Annotated in this window: 21 protein-coding genes; 4 read left to right on the forward strand and 17 right to left on the reverse strand. The window is 64.3% G+C overall.

Features of this window, described 5'->3' with window-relative positions:
• The 7 genes from ABDB81_RS05720 to phnG form a co-directional block, all read right to left on the reverse strand.
• Window positions 1-1,091: alpha-D-ribose 1-methylphosphonate 5-triphosphate diphosphatase (locus tag ABDB81_RS05720; protein ID WP_346810295.1), on the reverse strand; the 1,091-nt coding region annotated here is incomplete at its 3' end.
• Between the two features lie 31 nt (window positions 1,092-1,122).
• Entirely contained in the window at window positions 1,123-1,851 is a 729-nt protein-coding gene (gene phnL, locus ABDB81_RS05725; protein WP_346810298.1) for a phosphonate C-P lyase system protein PhnL, read from the reverse strand.
• A 2-nt stretch (window positions 1,852-1,853) separates the two neighbouring features.
• Window positions 1,854-2,630, reverse strand: coding sequence for a phosphonate C-P lyase system protein PhnK (gene phnK / locus ABDB81_RS05730; RefSeq protein ID WP_346810299.1), 777 nt, complete (start codon window positions 2,628-2,630; stop codon window positions 1,854-1,856).
• Window positions 2,627-3,532 carry an alpha-D-ribose 1-methylphosphonate 5-phosphate C-P-lyase PhnJ gene (locus tag ABDB81_RS05735; RefSeq protein ID WP_346810301.1) on the reverse strand — a complete coding sequence of 302 codons (906 nt, stop codon included), beginning with the start codon at window positions 3,530-3,532 and terminating at the stop codon, window positions 2,627-2,629. Before ABDB81_RS05735 ends, phnK begins: the two co-directional genes overlap by 4 nt.
• Window positions 3,529-4,686: a carbon-phosphorus lyase complex subunit PhnI gene (locus ABDB81_RS05740; RefSeq protein ID WP_346810304.1), complete on the reverse strand. Its 1,158-nt coding sequence runs from the start codon at window positions 4,684-4,686 to the stop codon at window positions 3,529-3,531. Before ABDB81_RS05740 ends, ABDB81_RS05735 begins: the two co-directional genes overlap by 4 nt.
• Before the next feature lie 3 nt (window positions 4,687-4,689).
• Window positions 4,690-5,322, reverse strand: coding sequence for a phosphonate C-P lyase system protein PhnH (gene phnH, locus ABDB81_RS05745; protein ID WP_346810306.1), 633 nt, complete (start codon window positions 5,320-5,322; stop codon window positions 4,690-4,692).
• A 1-nt stretch (window position 5,323) separates the two neighbouring features.
• On the reverse strand, window positions 5,324-5,833 hold the full coding sequence (gene phnG, locus ABDB81_RS05750) for a phosphonate C-P lyase system protein PhnG (protein WP_346810309.1): 510 nt from the start codon (window positions 5,831-5,833) through the stop codon (window positions 5,324-5,326).
• A gap of 178 nt (window positions 5,834-6,011) precedes the next feature.
• Between phnG and phnF the strand changes: the two genes are divergently transcribed.
• The 4 genes from phnF to phnN all read left to right on the forward strand — a co-directional run bounded on the left by phnF (window position 6,012) and on the right by phnN (window position 9,339).
• The gene (gene phnF, locus ABDB81_RS05755; RefSeq protein WP_346810312.1) at window positions 6,012-6,746 is read left to right on the forward strand and encodes a phosphonate metabolism transcriptional regulator PhnF; all 735 of its coding nucleotides are present in this window, start codon (window positions 6,012-6,014) and stop codon (window positions 6,744-6,746) included.
• Between the two features lie 87 nt (window positions 6,747-6,833).
• The gene (locus ABDB81_RS05760) at window positions 6,834-8,045 is read left to right on the forward strand and encodes an alpha-D-ribose 1-methylphosphonate 5-triphosphate diphosphatase (protein WP_346810315.1); all 1,212 of its coding nucleotides are present in this window, start codon (window positions 6,834-6,836) and stop codon (window positions 8,043-8,045) included.
• Window positions 8,042-8,773 (forward strand): DUF1045 domain-containing protein, encoded by a 732-nt coding sequence (locus tag ABDB81_RS05765; protein WP_346810318.1) that lies wholly within the window; start codon window positions 8,042-8,044, stop codon window positions 8,771-8,773. The genes ABDB81_RS05760 and ABDB81_RS05765 overlap by 4 nt, the downstream gene beginning before the upstream one ends.
• A gap of 35 nt (window positions 8,774-8,808) precedes the next feature.
• Entirely contained in the window at window positions 8,809-9,339 is a 531-nt protein-coding gene (gene phnN, locus ABDB81_RS05770; RefSeq protein ID WP_346810440.1) for a phosphonate metabolism protein/1,5-bisphosphokinase (PRPP-forming) PhnN, read from the forward strand.
• Between the two features lie 190 nt (window positions 9,340-9,529).
• Here the strand turns inward: phnN and ABDB81_RS05775 are convergent, their stop codons facing one another.
• The 10 genes from ABDB81_RS05775 to hemF form a co-directional block, all read right to left on the reverse strand.
• Window positions 9,530-10,066, reverse strand: a complete 537-nt coding sequence (locus ABDB81_RS05775) for a phosphonate degradation HD-domain oxygenase (RefSeq protein ID WP_346810320.1) — start codon at window positions 10,064-10,066, stop codon at window positions 9,530-9,532.
• 2 nt (window positions 10,067-10,068) lie between these two features.
• Window positions 10,069-10,881: a phosphonate ABC transporter, permease protein PhnE gene (gene phnE / locus ABDB81_RS05780; protein WP_346810323.1), complete on the reverse strand. Its 813-nt coding sequence runs from the start codon at window positions 10,879-10,881 to the stop codon at window positions 10,069-10,071.
• 75 nt (window positions 10,882-10,956) lie between these two features.
• On the reverse strand, window positions 10,957-11,946 hold the full coding sequence (gene phnD, locus ABDB81_RS05785) for a phosphonate ABC transporter substrate-binding protein (protein ID WP_346810325.1): 990 nt from the start codon (window positions 11,944-11,946) through the stop codon (window positions 10,957-10,959).
• 62 nt (window positions 11,947-12,008) lie between these two features.
• Entirely contained in the window at window positions 12,009-12,863 is an 855-nt protein-coding gene (gene phnC / locus ABDB81_RS05790) for a phosphonate ABC transporter ATP-binding protein (protein ID WP_346810327.1), read from the reverse strand.
• 94 nt (window positions 12,864-12,957) lie between these two features.
• The gene (gene rng / locus ABDB81_RS05795) at window positions 12,958-14,415 is read right to left on the reverse strand and encodes a ribonuclease G (RefSeq protein ID WP_346810329.1); all 1,458 of its coding nucleotides are present in this window, start codon (window positions 14,413-14,415) and stop codon (window positions 12,958-12,960) included.
• Between the two features lie 81 nt (window positions 14,416-14,496).
• The gene (locus tag ABDB81_RS05800) at window positions 14,497-15,099 is read right to left on the reverse strand and encodes a Maf family protein (RefSeq protein ID WP_346810331.1); all 603 of its coding nucleotides are present in this window, start codon (window positions 15,097-15,099) and stop codon (window positions 14,497-14,499) included.
• Between the two features lie 226 nt (window positions 15,100-15,325).
• Window positions 15,326-15,805 (reverse strand): 23S rRNA (pseudouridine(1915)-N(3))-methyltransferase RlmH, encoded by a 480-nt coding sequence (gene rlmH / locus ABDB81_RS05805; RefSeq protein ID WP_160471714.1) that lies wholly within the window; start codon window positions 15,803-15,805, stop codon window positions 15,326-15,328.
• Between the two features lie 22 nt (window positions 15,806-15,827).
• Window positions 15,828-16,610 (reverse strand): ribosome silencing factor, encoded by a 783-nt coding sequence (gene rsfS / locus ABDB81_RS05810; RefSeq protein ID WP_346810335.1) that lies wholly within the window; start codon window positions 16,608-16,610, stop codon window positions 15,828-15,830.
• 45 nt (window positions 16,611-16,655) lie between these two features.
• Window positions 16,656-17,360 (reverse strand): nicotinate-nucleotide adenylyltransferase, encoded by a 705-nt coding sequence (locus tag ABDB81_RS05815; RefSeq protein WP_346810441.1) that lies wholly within the window; start codon window positions 17,358-17,360, stop codon window positions 16,656-16,658.
• A gap of 5 nt (window positions 17,361-17,365) precedes the next feature.
• Complete coding sequence (hemF, locus tag ABDB81_RS05820; protein WP_346810338.1) at window positions 17,366-18,286, reverse strand: oxygen-dependent coproporphyrinogen oxidase; 921 nt, start codon at window positions 18,284-18,286, stop codon at window positions 17,366-17,368.
• Window positions 18,287-18,325 lie beyond the last annotated feature (39 nt).

Below are 18,325 nucleotides of genomic sequence, written 5' to 3' on the forward strand. Positions count from 1 at the left end.
TGGCCAGCTACGCTGGCCACGGCGATCACATCGGCGCGCTTGCCGACGGCCAGGCGACCGCGATCGTGCAGCAGGCAGGCGTCGGCCGGATTGGCGCTGACCAATGCCAGTGCCTCGTTGAGCGGCAGCTCTGCCTGCTGCGCGGCGGCAAACGCGGCGGCGATCAGCGTCGAGGGCTGGTAGTCCGAGCAGAGGATGTTGCCCACGCCTGCCAGGATGGCGTCGATGGCCCGCATCGATCCGCTCTGGCTCTTGCCGCGCAGCACGTTGGGTGCGCCAAGGATTGTCGGCAGCGCATGGCTTGATGCCGCCTGCGCCGTCTCCACGTTGATCGGGAATTCGCTCATGCGCACGCCAAGCGCCTGCATGGCAGCGATGCGCTGGGGCGAATCGTCGTCGTGGCTCGCAGTGGGAATGCCCAGTGCATGGGCTTTCGCTACCAGCTGGTTCACGCGCTCGGTGGCGCCATCCATATCGGCAAACTTCTTCGCGGCGGCCTCGGCGGCGGCCTCGCGGCTCATGCCGTGGTTGCCCATCATGTACGTGAGGTAGGCGTCGAGTGTCTTGAACTGACCCTGGCCCGGCGAGTGGTCCATGACCGACAGCAGGTCCACCACCCCTTCTGACATCAGCATTTCCAGCGCGGGCACGGCGGATGCGTCGCTCACTTCATAGCGGCAGTGGATGCGGTTATCGACAAGGCTGTGGCTGCGATAGGCGGCCACAGCGCGTACCAGCGTGGCCGCGGTCTCGTTGTTGCGCACGCCGAACGCATTGCTGGCGAACGACAGCGCGTGATACGGCGTGGTGATGCCGGCTGCGGCGTTGCGGCGATCGACCTGCGCCACGGCGAAATCGAGCGGGAACAGCACATTGGCGCGCGGCTCGGCTTCCTTTTCGATGGCGTCGCAATGCACGTCGATCAGGCCGGGCATCACGGTGTGGCCGCGCAGGTCGACGATCTGCGCGTGAGCCGGTGCCGAAGCCGGTTCGATGGCGGTGATCTGGCCGTCTGTGATCACCATCGCGCTGTCGTGCAGCACGCGGTCAGGCAGCACCAGCGTGGCGTGCGTGAGGTAGGTAGCAGTCATGTCCGGTTCCGGTTCAGAGCGTCGGGCAGGTTCAGGCGTTGGCGGCCACCACGGGCTGCAGCGGCAGCGCGCGGGTGGCGACGGCATCGCGTACGGCTTCGTCATGGAAGATGCCGATCAGCGCGCGGCCCTCGGCCAGCACTTCGCGAATCAGTTCGATCACCACGGCGCGGTTATCGGCGTCGAGCGATGCGGTGGGTTCGTCTAGCAGCAGGATCGGATGTCCGCCGATCAGACCGCGCGCGATGTTCACGCGTTGCTGTTCGCCGCCCGAGAACGTGGCGGGTGGCAGATCCCACAAACGGCGCGGCAGGTTCAGGCGTTCGAGCAGCACGGCAGCGCGGGCGCGGGCGTCTTCCATACTGGTGCCACGCTGCTGCAGCGGATCGGCCACCACGTCGAGCGCCGAGACGCGCGGGATGGCGCGCAGGAACTGCGAGACATAGCCGATCACATCGCGGCGCAGCTTCAGCACGCGTTGTTCAGGCGCCTGGGTCAGCTCCACCCACGGCTCGCCGGCTTCGCTCGTATCGCGCAGGCGGATGGTGCCTTCGGTGGCGAGGTAATTGCCATAAAGGCAGCGCAGCAGCGTGCTCTTGCCGGTGCCGGAACGGCCCGAGAGGACGAGGCATTCGCCACGCGAGGCATCGAAATCAATGGCCTGCAACACCGGCAGGCGGATGCCACCCTGGTTGTGCAGCGTGAACATCTTGCCGAGGCCGCGTACCTCGATGAGCTTGGCGGAATCGTTCTGCATCATGTTCAGCCCTGAAGAATGGAGGAGACCAGCAACTGCGTGTACGGGTGTTGCGGGTCGTCAAGAATCTGATCGGTCAGGCCCTGTTCCACCACGCGCCCGCCCTGCATCACCAGCGTGCGGTGTGCCAGCAGGCGTGCCACGGCCAGGTCGTGCGTGACGAGAATGGCGGCGAGACCAAGGTCGTTGACGAGGCGGCGCATCAGATCGAGCAGGCGCGCCTGCACGGAGACATCGAGCGATGCCGTGGGCTCGTCCATGAACACGAGACGCGGATGCGTGACGAGGTTGCGCGCGATCTGCAGGCGTTGCTGCATGCCGCCCGAGAACGTGCTCGGCACATCGTCGAGCCGCCCGAGATCGATCTCCATTTTTTCGAGCCACGCACCGGCGATTTCACGCAGATCACCGTAGTGTCGATTGCCCACGGCCATCAGGCGTTCGGCGATGTTGGCACCGGCGCTGACCTGCATGCGCAGGCCGTCGCGGGCATGCTGACGCACGAAGCCCCAGTCGGTACGTGCGAGCAGACGCATGCGTGCGCTGGAGAGTGCGGCGAGATCGGTCAGGCCGGTCTCGCGCATGTCATAGCTGACGCTGCCGCGTTGGGCGCGTACCTGCATCGACAGCGCTTGCAGCAGCGTGCTCTTGCCCGAGCCGGATTCACCGACCACGCAAAGCACTTCGCCGGGATAGAGATCGAAATTGACGTCGTGGCAGCCGTGCACGCCATCCCAGGTGTGCGTGAGGTTGCGGACGGAGAGCAGGGGCGTGGGGTTCATTGTGCGGCTCCTGCCTGATCCAGCGCCTGTGTCGCTTGCCGGTTGGCGCAGTACTCGGTGTCCGAGCACACGAACATGCGTGTACCAGCATCGTCGGTGATGATTTCGTCGAGGTAGCTGTCGGTGGCACCGCATTGCGCGCAGCAGCTTGCCCACTTCTCGACCGTGAACGGATGATCGACAAAATCGAGGCTCTTGACCGAGGTGTACGGCGGCACGGCATAGACACGCTTCTCGCGGCCAGCGCCGAACAGCATCAGCGCGGGGCTGCGGTCGAGCTTGGGATTGTCGAACTTCGGGATCGGCGACGGACGCATCATGTAGCGCTGGTTCACGATCACCGGATAGTCGTACGTGGTGGCGATGTGGCCGTGGTGCGCGATGTCCTCGTACAGCTTCACATGCATCGATCCGTACTCGGCCAGCGCATGCATCGTGCGCGTCTCGGTCTCACTCGGCTCCAGCCAGCGCAGCGGTTCGGGGATCGGTACCTGATAGACCATGGTCTGCCCAGCGCCCAGCTTTGTCTCCGGAATGCGGTGACGCGTCTGGATGATCGTCGCTTCGACGGTGCGCTGGGTGGTTTGCACACCGGTCACGCGGCCGAAGAAGCGGCGGATGTTGATCGCGTTCGTGGTGTCGTCCGATCCCTGGTCGATGACCTTGAGCACATCCTGTCGACCGATGATTGCAGCGGTGACCTGAATGCCGCCCGTGCCCCATCCATAGGGCAGAGGCATTTCGCGGCTGCCGAATGGCACCTGATAGCCGGGAATCGCCACGGCCTTCAGCAATGCGCGGCGCAGCATGCGCTTGGTGGATTCGTCGAGGTAGCCGAAGTTGTAGTGGTCGTCGCGCGCAACGCCCTGCGGCGGATTGTGGATCTGGGTGGCGGTGCTCATGCCAGGGATTCCTCTTGCGATTGCGATGCCGGTTGCGATTGCGGCGGCTGTTGCTGATCGGATGCAATGCCCGATGTGGACGATGCCGCTTCCTGCTCGGCGCGCAGGCGGCGCAGCAGCTCCAGATTGGCCTGGAAGTCCACGTAGTGGGGCAGCTTCAAATGCTGCACAAAGCCCGAGGCTTCCACGTTGTCGCTGTGGTACAACATGAACTCCACATCGTTGGCCGGATTGTCGGCGGCCTCGCCCAGTTCGGCGGCGCGCATCGCGCGGTCTGCCAGTGCCATCGACATGGCCTTGCGTTCGTTGTAGCCGAACACGAGTCCGTAACCGCGCGTGAGACGCGGCGATTCATCGGCGTTGCCATCGAACTGGCTGATCATCTGGCACTCGGTGACTTCCACTTCGCCGATGGTCACGGCGAAGCCAAGTTCCTCGATGAACATTTCCACTTCGGTGCTGCCGTAGCGGATTTCCGCTGCAAACGGGTGCGAGTTGCCGTAGCCGCGCTGCGTGGAGTAACCCATCGACAGCAGGAAGCCTTCGTCGGCGCGCGCCAGGTTTTGCAGGCGCGCGGGACGTTCGGCGGGGAACGTCAGCGGTTCGCGCGTGAGGTCCGGCGGTGTGGGATCTCCAGCAGGAATCGTGTCGGCTTCGACAAACGATTCGGCTTCGAGCAGTCCCGTCACGCGCGGCATGTTCGGGGAGAGCGGTTCGGGCGACGGCGGCAGCGGCGCGGGATCGCGGCCCGCTTCGAGCGAGAAGTCAAGCAGGCGCTGCGTGTAGTCGTACGTGGGTCCAAGCACCTGCCCACCGGGGACGTCCTTGAACGTGGACGAGATGCGGCGCTGCAGCTTCATCTTGCCGGTATCGAGCGGTGCGGTGTAGCCGAAGCGCGCAAGCGTGGTGCGGTAGGCGCGCAGCAGGAAGATCGCTTCGATCTGATCGCCGGCTGCCTGTTTGATGGCGAGCGCCGCGAGGTGCGGGTCGTAGAGCGAGCCTTCGGCCATCACACGCGATACGGCCAGTGGCATCTGTTCGCGGATCTGCGTGAGCGTGAGTTCGGGCACCGACGTGTCGCCGCGACGGTATGTGTCGAGCATCTGGTAGGAGTTCAGGATGGCGCGTTCACCACCCTTGACGGCTACGTACATGGCTCAGTCCTCCAGTGCCACTTGCGTGGTGCGCGTCATCGCGCAGAATTGGTTGCCGCTGGCGAGCAACACATCGACGCCGAGCGGGAACAGCGCATTGTTTGCGTGCCATTGCGCAACGAAATCGGCGGGCAAGCCGATGGCACGCAGCGTCTGCGTGGTCTCGATGCCAGGGCCGCGCAGCGTGTACGTGGTGCCGTCGGTGAGCGATGGCAGCTCGACGATCAGCGTGGCCGAGCGATCGGGATACTCGGGCAGGCCCTGCGCGCATGCGGCGAGTGCAGGCATCGCATAGCCAGCAGGCACGCAGACGAACGTGGCATCGCCCACGGTATCGACCAGCGGACAGCCGCAATGAAAACGCAGGAAGGCGCGTGCCGCAGCAGGAATCTCGGCGGGCAGCCATACGGGCGTGTCGGGATCGGCCAGCGTCAGCAGCAGGGCCGAAAGCGCGGGCGACAGGCCATCGGGTTGGCCGGTGGCGACTGGCAGGGTGTCGAGCCGACCCGGATGCGCGAACGCTTCGAGCGTGGCGCGGAAGACCTGCTGGGCATCGTCGACGGGATTGTCGAAGCCGGACAGCAGCGAAGTAGCGGGGGTTTGCATCGGATTCTGCGTGGAGATCTGGGAAGGCATATCAGTCTTCTCCGCGTGCCATCGTGAAGAACTCCACGCGGGTTTGCGCGGCGGTGGCGGCCTGGTGTGCAGCGTGCGCATCGAGCGCCTGCGAGAGCGGGGCGATCACGGTGTCCTGCACACGCTGGTGCCAAGTGGGGCGTTGCAGCAGTGCATCGAGCACGGCAGCCTGTTCGGCGTGGCGCGTGCCGCGTCCCTGTACATAGGACACGCCTGCGGTGGCTGCCTGTCCTTCAACTGCGTCGAGCACCACGGCGCAACGCGTGACCGACATCTCGCCCAAGTTGAACTGCACGCCGGTGCCGCCGGCACGCGCCCGCACCATGGCCATGCCAGATTCGGGCTTGCGCAGCAGGCGATACGTGGGCGGGGTCGTTGCTTCCAGCAAGCGCGAGTAGGCAGCGTCAAGCGCATCCGACTGGGTCAGGGCCAGAATCCGCAGCCACGCGGCGCGCGCCCGATTCGCCGCATCCGCCTCACGGCTGCCCGGATTGGCGGTTTCTTTTTGCATGATCACCCCTATACGTCTATACGTTTAGATGTAAACTAACACAACACGGCGATACTAGACCACAGCCAGATGAACGTTTCATGACGGGTGCCGGCTTTGCTCGGACACGCCAACGGCGCTGCCGGAGTGAGGCACAATCGCACGCTATCGATGAAGCATTGATGACACAGGGTTGAAGATGTCTGAACGGGAAGTGGAACGCGGCTCGGGCGTAGCCGTATGGCGCCAGATTGGCGAGGCCTTGGCGGACGACATCCGCAACAAGCTCTATGGTCCTGGCGAGCAACTGCCACCGGAGCCGGAACTGGCCACGCGCTTCAGCGTCAATCGTCACACCATCCGGCGTGCGATGGGCGAACTGGAACTGAGCGGCCTGGTGCGGATCGAGCAAGGACGTGGCACGTTCGTGCAGGAACATGCTATCGATTACGCGATTGGACGCCGCACGCGTTTCTCGCAGAATCTCGCTGCGCAAGGCATGCGCGGTCACCTGGAAATTGTGGAGAGCCAGAAGATCCGCGCGCCGGAAGTGGCCAAGCATCTGGGCCTGTCGCGGACGGCTGACGTGCTGCATATCCAGATGGTGGGCAAGGCCGAGGGACGCACCATCGACGTGGCCGAGCACTACTTCGATCTGAAGCGCTTTCCGGAGCTGGACGAACTGGCGCGTGAAACGCAATCGATCTCGCGCGCACTCGCCAAGTACGGAATTGCCGACTACACGCGCAAGTGGTCGCGTATCACCGCTGCCATGCCCAGTGCGCCGGTGGCACGGTTGTTGAACCAGCCGAAGACCCGGCCCGTGCTGCAAGTGGAGGCGCTCAACGTCGACATCGATGGCGAGCCAGTGCAGTACAGCATGACCCGCTTTGCCGGAGACTGGGTACAACTCACGGTGGCCGACAACGACTAAACTGGGACGTGTCGTGGATCGATGCGGCGGTCCGGTCGCATTGGTCTAGACATCTGTCTGTCATGTGCCCACGCTAACGTAACGCCCATGCATACGACCACGCAAAACCATACGGCCGCCCTGAGCGGCATCACCGGCCGCCGGGTGCTTGGCGCAGCCGGCATTGCCCCCGCTACCCTCGGCTTTGCGCAAGGCAGCATTGCCCCGCAAACGCCGACGAACGGCCCCTGCATCGATGCACGCAACCTGCTTGTGCTGCCGGGCATCGTCGACATCCACGGTGACGCGTTCGAACGTTCGGTCATGCCGCGTCCCGGCGTGAGCTTTCCGTACCGCCCGGCGCTCCTCGACGTGGATCGGCAGTTGCTGGCCCACGGTATCACCACCGAGTTTCACGGTGTGACGCTCTCGTGGGAAGGCGGCCTGCGCGGCGAAGCCTATGCGATTCGCATGTTCGAGGCGCTGGCGCAACTGCAGCCGGTGCTTGGCGCGTCGCACAAGGTGCATCTGCGCTTCGAGGCGTATCACCTCGCCGGCGTGGAAACCGCTATGCAGTGGATGAAGGAAGGGCGTGTCAACCTGCTGGCGATCAACGATCACCTGCCGACGCTGGCGCGCCGCATGAACGACGATCGCAAGCTTGCGCAGTACGCGGAGCGTGCCGAGTGCGAGATGGAAGCCTTCCGCACGCGCTTGCGAAACGCCAGCCGCCACGCGCAGGATGTACCCGCCGAGATGTCGCGATTGATCGCTGCGGCGCGCGCCGCCCATCTTCCCGTCGCATCGCACGATGATCCGGATGCGGCCACGCGTCAGCACTATCATCGCCAGGGCTGCGGCATCGCAGAGTTCCCGCTGACTGTCGAGGTGGCCGCACTGGCGCGGCAGCTTGGGGACGAGACCGTCTTCGGCGCCCCCAATGTGCTGCGCGGCAAGAGCCACACCGGCGCACCCAACGCCACCGAGATGATTGCGGCGGGACTGTGCACCGTGCTGGCATCCGATTACTACTATCCCGCGCCTTTGCAGGCAGCGTTCCGGCTTGTGCAACTGGGTATTTGCGATCTCCCCGCTGCGTGGCATCTGGTTTCGCGTAACCCGGCACGCGCGGCGGGGTTGCGCGATCGCGGAGTGCTGATGCCGGGCATGCGCGCTGACGCCATTCTCGTGGACGACAGCGATCCGGGCCTGCCGCGCGTATGCGCCGCCATCGTCAATGGCGAGCTGCGCCATGCCAGCACCGCGCTGCCGATGATCGATGCAGCGTCACTTGGCCAGCGCGCCAGCCTGGCCGCATGAGCCGCGCTGCGCATCGCTACGCCATCTACCTGGCCCCTGCAGAGCCGTTTCGCAGCTTTGGTGCGCAATGGCTGGGACGGGATGCGGAAAGCGGCGAGGCCATGCCTCTACCGCCCGGCATCGATCAGCGTCCCGCTGATTGGGTTGAGGCACCCGCTCACTACGCGCTGCACGCTACGCTAAAGCCGCCGTTCCGTTTGGCTGAAGGCATGGACGCCACGATGCTCGACCATGCCGCACGCGAGTTTGTCGCGAGCCGTTCGTCGTTCAACGCGCCGCTGGTGCTGCGTGCCTTACGCGGGTTTCTGGCGTGGTGTCTCGCGGATACGAAAGGGCATGGCGGCCGGCAGATGCACGCGCTGGCCGATGCCTGCGTGCGCGACTTCGACCGTTTTCGTGCGGCCCCCTCTGCTGCCGATATCGCGCGGCGCAATCCCTCGGCATTGAGCGCCGTCCAGCGCGCCATGCTGGATACGTGGGGCTATCCGTACGTGTTCGATACCTTCACTTTCCACATCACGCTGACGGGCATGCTCGACGCAGCGGATGAGACTGCCGCGCTGGAGATGCTTCATAAGGCCGGTGGTGCATTGCTGGAGCAGCCGCTGCGCGTCGATGGCATCAGCATTTTCGCGCAGGCCGAACCCGGCGCAGATTTCGTGCTGGCCCGGCACTATCGCTTCGACGGCACCACTGCCGACGGCGCGGGCGCGGAGTTTCTGGCGTGACGAAGATATCGAAAGGCAACGGCCTGTTCTACGTGATGGGGCCATCGGGCAGCGGCAAGGATTCGCTGCTGCGCGCACTACGCGAGCGCATACAACCTGCAGACCCGATCGTGGTCGCGCATCGCTACATTACCCGTGCGGCCGATGCCAACGAGGCATCTGTTGCGCTGACCTCTGACGAATTCCAGCGCCGTATCGGCCTGGGTTGCCTGGCACTGCACTGGCAGAGCCACGGCTTGCATTACGGCATTGGCGTGGAGATCGACCAGTGGCTGGCGCGCGGCCTCAAGGTCATCGTCAATGGTTCGCGCGAATATCTGCCTGTTGCCGCAAAGCGGTACCCGGAGCTTTGCGCCGTGCAAGTGCGCGTGAAACCCGATGTGCTGGCCGCGCGGTTGCGGCAGCGTGGGCGGGAATCGGAAGAAGGGATTGCACGGAGATTGCAACGTGCGGCGCAGGGGTTCGATGTGCCGGAAGGCGTGCGCGTGGTGGAGATCGATAACAGCGGGGTGCTGGAGGAATCGGCGCAACGGTTGGTGGATCTGGTTCAGACGGATCGCGTTTGAATTGAATCACCAACGGCCCCTAAATCCCTGACGGTTTGCTCCCCTCTCCCGCTTTGCGGGAGAGGGGCGGGGGAGAGGGCCAGCGGTGCAAGCTGCGACAAGTCGGCAAGCAGAGCCACCATGCCCTCTCCCCCAACCCCTCTCCCATTTCATGGGAGAGGGGAGCAAAGCAAAAGCAAATCAAAGACCCTCAGACCGCTGCCCGCAAACACCGTCCCGCCATCTCCAGATAGTGTTCCAGCGGTGGCGTTTCCAGATCCACCACCTTAGCCAGGTCGTCATAGCGTCGTAGCCGCACGGCCTCCAGCGCATGCGGCCGCGCCGCAAACGCCTCGGCCTCGTCACGGCCATAGATCCCGCCCTGCAACTGCAAACTGTGCACCGACACCGGCGATAGCGTATCGAAGTACGACGCATCCACCGCGCAAAGGTAGCGCTTGGCGGCAACGTGCAGTCGAATCGGTTCGGTCACATCGGCACCAAACAGCGTGCTCAGTGCATCGGCGCCGGTTTCCTGGTGGCGCATATCCGTGGTGATGCTTTCGGCCAGCATCAGGTGTCCCACGTCATGGAGCAGCGCGGCAACGATCAGCGCTTCGCTTTCGCCGGCCCGCTCGGCCAGCAGGGCGCATTGCAGCGCGTGAGCGGTCTGGCTGATGTCCTCGCCGCCGTAGTAGGCAGTGCCGTGCTGGGCGAACAGGTTTTCGATATGGGGAAGCGTCAGCATGATCAGACCAGTACCTTGCGAATTTGCGCGGAGACGATATCGATGGCCGTCACGAACACGATGATGATCAGCATCACGGCGCACGTCTGGCCGTACTGGAAGCTGCGGATGATTTCCCACAGCACGGTGCCGATGCCACCGGCACCGACGATGCCCACCACCGACGCCGAGCGCACATTCGATTCAAAGCGATACAGCGCGAACGACAGCCACAACGGCAGTACCTGCGGAATCACGCCGTAGACGATCTCGGCAAGCGGGCCAGCACCCGTGGCGCGCACACCTTCGACGGGACGCGGGTCGATGGCTTCCACGGCTTCGGCAAACAGCTTGGCCAGCACACCCATCGTGTGTATCCAGATGGCCAGCACCCCAGCGAACGGACCCAGGCCCACGGCTACGATGAAGAGCATCGCGAACACCATCTCGTTGATGGCGCGGCATGCATCCATGATGCGGCGGGCGGGCTGATAGATCCATACCGGCACGATATTGGCCGAGCACAGCAGGCCCAGCGGCACGGCCAGCACCACGGCCAGTGCAGTGCCCCACAGCGCGATCTGTACGGTCACCAGCATCTCTTCGAGATAGTGGCGCCAGTCGCGGAAATCGGGCGGGAAGAATTCGGCGGCGAATTTCGCCATGTTGCCGGAATCGCGCAACAGGTCCATCGGACGCATGTCGGCGCCTTGCCATGACAGGGCGAGCATGGCCAGCACGATGCCCCATACCATCATCATCGGTAGCGATGTACGAGGCGGGCGAACAGTGCTTTGGGGCGAGGGGGGCAGGCCAGGCTTGGCAGTGACGGTCATCGGGTCAATCCGGAAGTCATACGGAGCGGGAGGGCGGGCGTCGATGCCAGTCCTCCCGTAAGGCTTGCTACGTGCTTACTGCGTACTCGTTGCAGCGGCAGCCTTGTCGAGATCGGCCAGGCGGCGCGTCAAGTCGGCCAGCTTCTTTTCCTTGTCGGCGTCGGCCAGCGTGGTGTCGGATTCAATGCGGCTCTTTTCGCGCGCCAGTTCGATCTGGCGAATCGGTACCAGTTGCGCATCGGACGATGCGCGGAAGCCCTGGTACGTCAGCGTGGTCAGGATCTGCTTTTCGCGTGCAGCGTCGGCACCCTTGCCGTAGTTGACGAAGAAGGTCTGGATCTTCTTCTTCATTTCCGGCGTCAGGTCCTTGCGATACACCATCGGGTCAGCCGGAATCAGCGGCGACTTCCACAGCACGCGCAGATCGTCATAGGCGTTCTTGCCCGTGTTGATGCGATAGCGTTCCAGGTTCTCGGTGTTGTTCACGGCCACGTCGATCTGCTTGTTCAGCACGGAGAGCAGATTCGTTTCGTGGTTGCCGATGCGTACGGCCTTGAACAGCGTCTTCGGATCTACCTTGTTGGCGTTCCACAGGTAGTAGCCCGGCACGGCCGTGCCCGACGTCGAGTTCGGATCGCCGGCGCCGTAGGTCAGATCCTTGCCGCGCTTGATCACATCTTCCACGGACTTGATGTTGCTGTCCTTGCGCACCACCAGCAGCGACCAGTAGCCCGGGTTGCCGTCCTTGTCGATCACCGAGGCGAACACTTCGCCGTTGGCGCGGTCCACGGCTTCCATGGCCGATTTGTTGCCGAACCAGGCGATCTGCACCTTGTTGAAGCGCATGCCTTCGATGATGCCGGCATAGTCGGAAGCGAAGAACGGCTTGACCTGCACGCCGAGCGTCTTGCTCAGATCGTCGATCAGGGGCTGCCAGGCGCTCTTGAGGTTCGACGACGATTCCGTCGAGATGAAGCCAATGTTCAGGGTCTTGGCGTCCTGGGCGAAAGCGGGCAGCGCCACGACACCCGAGGCCACCACGGCGAGAAAGGTTCTGCGAAGCATCGAAAACTCCGTTGGGAAAGCTGATGGACTGATGGGAAACGCTTGGGGGAATACAGTGCGGATCAGGCCGCGGCCAGATCCATGCGGACCATGGCCGGGACTGCCACGCCAATGGCGGGCGCCGGTTCTTCCGGCACGCTGTCGTGCAGCAGTTCGTCGGCTTCGGTGCCGTAGAGGTCGCGCAGCATGCTTGTTGTCAGCGCAGCCGAAGGGCCGTCGTACACCACCTTGCCGTGCCGCAATGCCACCACGCGCGGGCAGTAGCGCATCGCCACATCCACCTGATGCAGCGACACCACCACGGCCACCTTGCGGGTGCGATTGATCTGGGTGAGCAGCGACATCACGCGGCGCGACGATTCCGGATCGAGCGAGGCGATCGGCTCGTCGGCCAGGATCACGCGAGCGTTCTGCACCAGCGTGCGCGCGATGGCCGCACGTTGCTGCTGACCGCCGGACAGCGTCGATGCACGCTGAAACGCATAGTCGTCTATACCAACCTGAGCCAAGGCATCGAGCCCGGCCTGCACTTCCTCGGCCTTGAAAATGCGGGTCAGTGCACGCCACGCGGGGATGCGCGTCAGCATGCCTACCAGCACGTTGGTGATCACTGGCAGGCGGCCTACCAGATTGAACTGCTGGAATACGAAACCGGTCTCGGCGCGCACCTTGCGAACATCGCGGGCCAGACGGCCATGGCGCTGCACGGTGCGGCCGTTGACGAGGATCTCGCCGGAACCTGCATCGCCCGTGACGAAGCCGGCCACGTGGCGCAGCAGCGTCGACTTGCCCGAACCCGATGCGCCCAGCAGCGCAACCATTTCGCCGGGGGCGATGTGTAGCGTGACATCGTCGAGCGCCTTGCGGTCCGCGCGGAACGATTTGCTCAGTCCGCGGACTTCAATTGCATGCGTCATGCCGACTCCCTTGCTTGAATGACCTGCGCATTCTGGGGGGAGTCGATGACAGAACGATGACTTGTACCGGAGGTTTTCCGATGGGGAGCAAAGGCTACATCAGGATGATGTCGTACTGCTCCTGGTGAAACGTAGACTCCACTTGCAGCGAGATCGGCTTGCCGATGAAGTCACCGAGCATGGCCAGATGCTGGCTTTCTTCTTCGAGGAACAGGTCGATCACATCCTGCGAGGCGAGGATGCGGAATTCGCGCGGATTGAACTGGCGCGATTCGCGCATGATCTCGCGGAAGATGTCGTAGCAGACCGTGCGCGGCGTCTTGACCTGACCCTTGCCCGTGCAGACCGGGCACTGTTCGCACAGCACATGCGCGAGCGATTCGCGCGTGCGCTTGCGCGTCATCTCGACCAGGCCGAGTTGCGAGAAACCGTTGACCGTGATGCGCGTGCGATCACGCGACAGCGCGCGCTTCAACTCCGACAGCACCGCATCGCGATGCTCGACATTTTCCATGTCGATGAAGTCGATGATGATGATGCCGCCCAGGTTGCGCAGGCGAAGCTGGCGCGCGATGGTGTGCGCCGCTTCGAGGTTGGTCTTGAAGATCGTGTCGTCGAAGTTCCGCGCGCCGACGTAACCGCCGGTGTTGACGTCGATGGTCGTCATCGCCTCGGTCTGGTCGATCATCAGGTAACCGCCGGACTTCAGGTCCACGCGCCGCGACAGCGCCTTCTCGATCTCGGCATCGATATTGAACAGGTCGAAGATCGGCCGCTCGCCGGTGTAGTGCGACAGCCGCGACAGCACGGCCGGCGTGTACTCCTGCGCGAACTCCACGAGCTTCTGGTAGTTCTCGCGCGAGTCCACCTGGATCACGCCGGTGGCATCGTTGATGAAGTCGCGCAGCACACGCTGCGCAAGATTCAGATCCTGATAAAGCAGGCTGGGCGACGGTTGCGTGGTGGCGTTCTGGCGGATCGACGCCCAGATCTTGCGCAGGTAGGATATATCGTTGCCGAGCTCCTCGTTGCTGGCTTCCTCGGCGATGGTGCGCACGATGAAACCGCCACGCTCGTCAGTGGGGACGAGTCCCTGCACGCGGGCACGCAGCGCTTCGCGATCCACTTCGCCCTCGATGCGTTGCGAGATGCCGATGTGTGGGTCCTGCGGCAGGTAGACCAGCGTACGGCCAGCGATGCTGACCTGCGTGGAAAGCCGCGCGCCCTTCGTGCCGATCGGGTCCTTGATGACCTGCACCATGAGCGCCTGGCCTTCGAACAGCGTTTTTTCGATGGCAGCGTGGCCGTTCTTCTCGCCATCGCGCGGATGCCAGATGTCCGCCACATGCAGGAAGGCCGCACGCTCGAGTCCGATATCGATGAAAGCGGACTGCATGCCCGGCAGGACTCGCACGACCTTGCCTAGGTAGATGTTGCCGACCAGCCCGCGGGTGAGCGTGCGTTCGACATGCAATTCCTGCACGGCCGCCTGCTGCACGATGGCCACGCGCGTCTCTTGGGGCGTGATATTGACGAGGATGTCTTCGGTCATGGCGATAGATGCGGCTGGATGCGCGTCGCCGGTTGGCCGGCGCTTGTTGTTGTCGCCCGGTGCGACCGGGCATCGTGCCTGTCAGAAGCGCAGATCCGCTTCGCGCAGCAGCGCCGCCGTCTCGAACAAGGGCAAGCCCATGATACCCGAATAGCTTCCGTCGATTCGCTCGACAAACTCCGCCGCGCGGCCCTGGATGCCATACGCACCGGCCTTTCCGAGCGGCTCGCCACTGGCCACATAGCGCTCGATCTCGGCACCGCTCATCGCACGGAAAGTGACGTGGGAGATCGACAGCGCATGGCGCTGGCCTCGCGCCGACACTACGGTCACGGCGGTCAGCACCCGATGCGTGGCGCCGGACAGTGCCGACAGCATCCTTGCTGCATCGGCCGCATCGGCGGGTTTGCCGAGAATCTCGCCACCCAGGCAGACCGTGGTATCCGAAGTCAGAATCGGCGCCTCGGCCAGCCCACGCCGGATGCGGCGCTGCAGCGCAGCGTCGGCCTTGAGTGCGCACACGCGCTGCACGTAGGCATCGGGGGTCTCGCCGGGTAACTCGACCTCCAGCGCCTCGGCATCCTCGCTGGCATCGGCAAGCAGCAATTCATGCGTGACGCCAAGCTGGGTCAGCAGTTCACGACGGCGGGGAGATTGGGAGGCGAGATAGAGGAGGGCGGTCACGGGGATCGGTGCGAAAAAGGAGTGCGCCGATTGTACGCGTGGTAGCGAGGTGCCGAGTGTTTGCTCCCTCTCGGTTTTCTCCCCTCTCCCGCTTGCGGGAGAGGGGCGGGGGTGAGGGCCAGCGGTTCTATCCACGACAAGTCGCAATTTGTACCGCTATGCCCTCACCCCCAACCCCTCTCCCATTGCATGGGAGAGGGGAGCACAACAATAGGAAGCGAGAAACTCACACCCGATGATACGGATGCCCCTGCGTCACCGACCACGCGCGATACAACTGCTCGGCCAGCAGTACCCGCACCATGCCGTGCGGCAAGGTCAGGCTGGAGAGTCGGAATAACGTGTGCGCGCGCGCCTTGAGCGCGGGGTCGAGGCCATCGGCGCCGCCGATCAGGAAGGCGACGTCGCCGCCTTCGCGTTGCCAGCCGGTCAGTTGCTCGGACAACTGGACAGTCGTCCAGTCCTTGCCGCGCTCGTCGAGCGCGACGATGCGGCATTGCTTCGACAATGACCCGAGCACGGCGTCGATGCGCGCGGCTTCGCGCTGCATCACCGTGGCGGCGTTGTTGCTGGAAGAGCGGGCTTCCGGCTTGACCTCGCGCAGTTCGATGCGCAGTTCAGGCGGCATCCGCTTTGCATACTCCGCAAAGCCGGATTCGATCCACGCGGGCATCTTGTGGCCGACGGCCACGATCACGAGTTGCATGTGCGATGCCCGGTGGCTCGGGTCAGGCCGAGCGCTTGCGCGCTGCGGTCTTGGCAGGGGCCTTGGCGGCCGTCTTGGTGGCGGCAGTCTTGCGAGCCGGTGCCTTGGCGGCCGTGCCGGTGGCAGTCTTGCGAGCCGGTGCCTTGGCAGCGGTGCCGGTGGCGGTCTTGCGAGCGGGCGCCTTGGCAGCGGTGCCCGTGGCGGTCTTGCGGGCCGGAGCCTTCTTGACAGCCGTGCCAGTCGAAGTCGTGCGCTTGGCCGGCGTCTTGCGGGCGCGGGCGCCCATCGTGGCCAATGCGTCGGAATCGGTATCCTCGTGGCCCATCGGCGGGGAGGGTTCCTTCATGCCTTCCGGCAGGCGGGCCAATGCCGGACGCAGGTTGGACGGGCGACGCACGCGCGGCGATGGTTCCGAGTCCTCGTCGTCCATCGGTTCGCTGGCCTTGGCCAGGCCCTTTGCGGACGACAGCTTCACGCGCACCGGCTTGTCACCCCAGATTTCCTCGAGGTTGTAGTACATGCGCAGTTGCGGCTGCAGGATGTGCACCACGGCATCGCCGCAGTCCACCAGCACCCATTCACCGGTTTCCAGACCTTCGACGGCGATGATATGACCGCCGGCGTCCTTGACCGTTTCCCGTACCGACGCCGCCAGCGCCTTGGTCTGGCGGTTCGAACTACCGCTGGCGATCACCACCCGGTCGAACAGTTCGGTCAGGTGAGTGGTGTCGAACACCTTGATGTCCTGCGCCTTCACATCCTCGAGTCCGTCGACGATCGCGCGCTGCAGTTTACGAATATCCATGGTGTCTTTCTTGTTCAGCTTCATTCGGGTAGGGTGCGCGTCGGCTCAGGGGTTCTGGTATAGCCCGTGACGCGCGATGTAGTGTGCCACGCCGGCCGGCAGTTGGTCATCTGCCTGGTCCGGCAGCACGCCGCCTGCCAGATGCTGGCGCAGGCCGGTGGACGACAGGTCGACGGCAAGCGTCTGGTCGATCCACATATGTCCGGAGGGCGTGCATTGTATCAGGTGCGTGTCCGCCTGACGTTGCTGCATGGCTTCCAGCACCGGACCCTCCAGCGCATCGAGATGGAAACCCGGGCGCGTGGCGATGCACAGGTGCACATATTTGAACAGTGCCTCCCAGCCGTGCCATGTGTGCAGGCGCAGCAATTGGTCGGCACCCATCAGCCAGGACAGCGATGCCTGGGCGCCATAGGCCTCGCGCAGGTGCCGCACGGTATCGATGGTGTAGCTGGGGCCCTCGCGCTCCACCTCCATGCGGCTCACGCGTACCTTGCCGCGTGCCGGGGCGAGCGTGGCCGCAGCCAGTTCCGTCATCGCCAGCCGGTCGGCGGCGGGTGTCACGTGATCACCCTTCTGCCAGGATTGCCCGGTCGGAATCCAGACCAGTTCATCGAGATCGAGGTGGTCCAGCGCAAGCTCCGCCAGTGCGATATGGCCACGATGCGGCGGGTCGAAAGTGCCGCCCAGGATACCCAGGCGATAGGGGCGAGTCGTTTCAGTGCCGGTCGGGCGGGTGGCTTCGGTCATCGACATCAGGCCCAGTCCCGCGCGGGCAGGAAATCGGTATAGAGCGCCGCTTCCGGCGTGCCCGGCTCCGGTTGCCAGTCGTAACGCCACGAGACCTGCGGCGGCATCGACATCAGGATGGATTCGGCGCGGCCGCCCGACTGCAGGCCAAACAGTGTGCCGCGGTCGAAGACCAGGTTGAACTCGACATAGCGGCCGCGCCGATACGCCTGGAAATCCCGCTCGCGTTCGCCATAGGGCGTGTCCTTGCGCGCATTCAGGATCGGCAGGTAGGCGTCCAGAAATGCATCGCCAGCCGAGCGCATCATCGCGAAACTCTGCTCGAAACCCAGCGCCGAGAAGTCATCGAAGAAGATGCCGCCGATGCCGCGCGCTTCGCCGCGGTGTTTCAGGAAGAAATATTCGTCGCACCATTGCTTGAAGCGCGGATAGAGATCGTCGCCGAACGGTGCCAGCGCAGCCTGGCAGGTCCGGTGGAAGTGCGTGCAGTCGTCCGCATTGCCGTAGTAGGGCGTCAGGTCCATGCCGCCGCCGAACCACCAGACCGGTTCTTCATCGGGCGCGTCGGGCTTGCGGGCGATGAAGCAGCGCACGTTCATATGGACCGTCGGGACATACGGATTGCGCGGATGAAAGACCAGCGAGACGCCCATCGCCTCGAAGCCACGTCCCGCCAGCTCCGGCCGGTTGGCGGTGGCCGACGGCGGCAACGTGCTGCCCCGCACGTGCGAGAAACCCACGCCGGCCCGTTCCATGATCTTGCCGCCTTCCAGGATGCGGGTGCGGCCATTGCCCTGCAAGCGCTCCATGGGAGGCTTTTCCCAGTTGTCTGTCAGGAACGGCTGGCCATCGACAGCAGCGATGGCGTCGGTGATGCGGTCTTGCAGGCCGAGCAGATAGTCACGGACTGCCTGGGATTCGATCATGATCGTGGATGGGGGTGGGCCGGTGGCAAAACGGCCGGG

This window comes from Cupriavidus sp. DL-D2, assembly GCF_039710735.1.
GTDB lineage: Bacteria > Pseudomonadota > Gammaproteobacteria > Burkholderiales > Burkholderiaceae > Cupriavidus.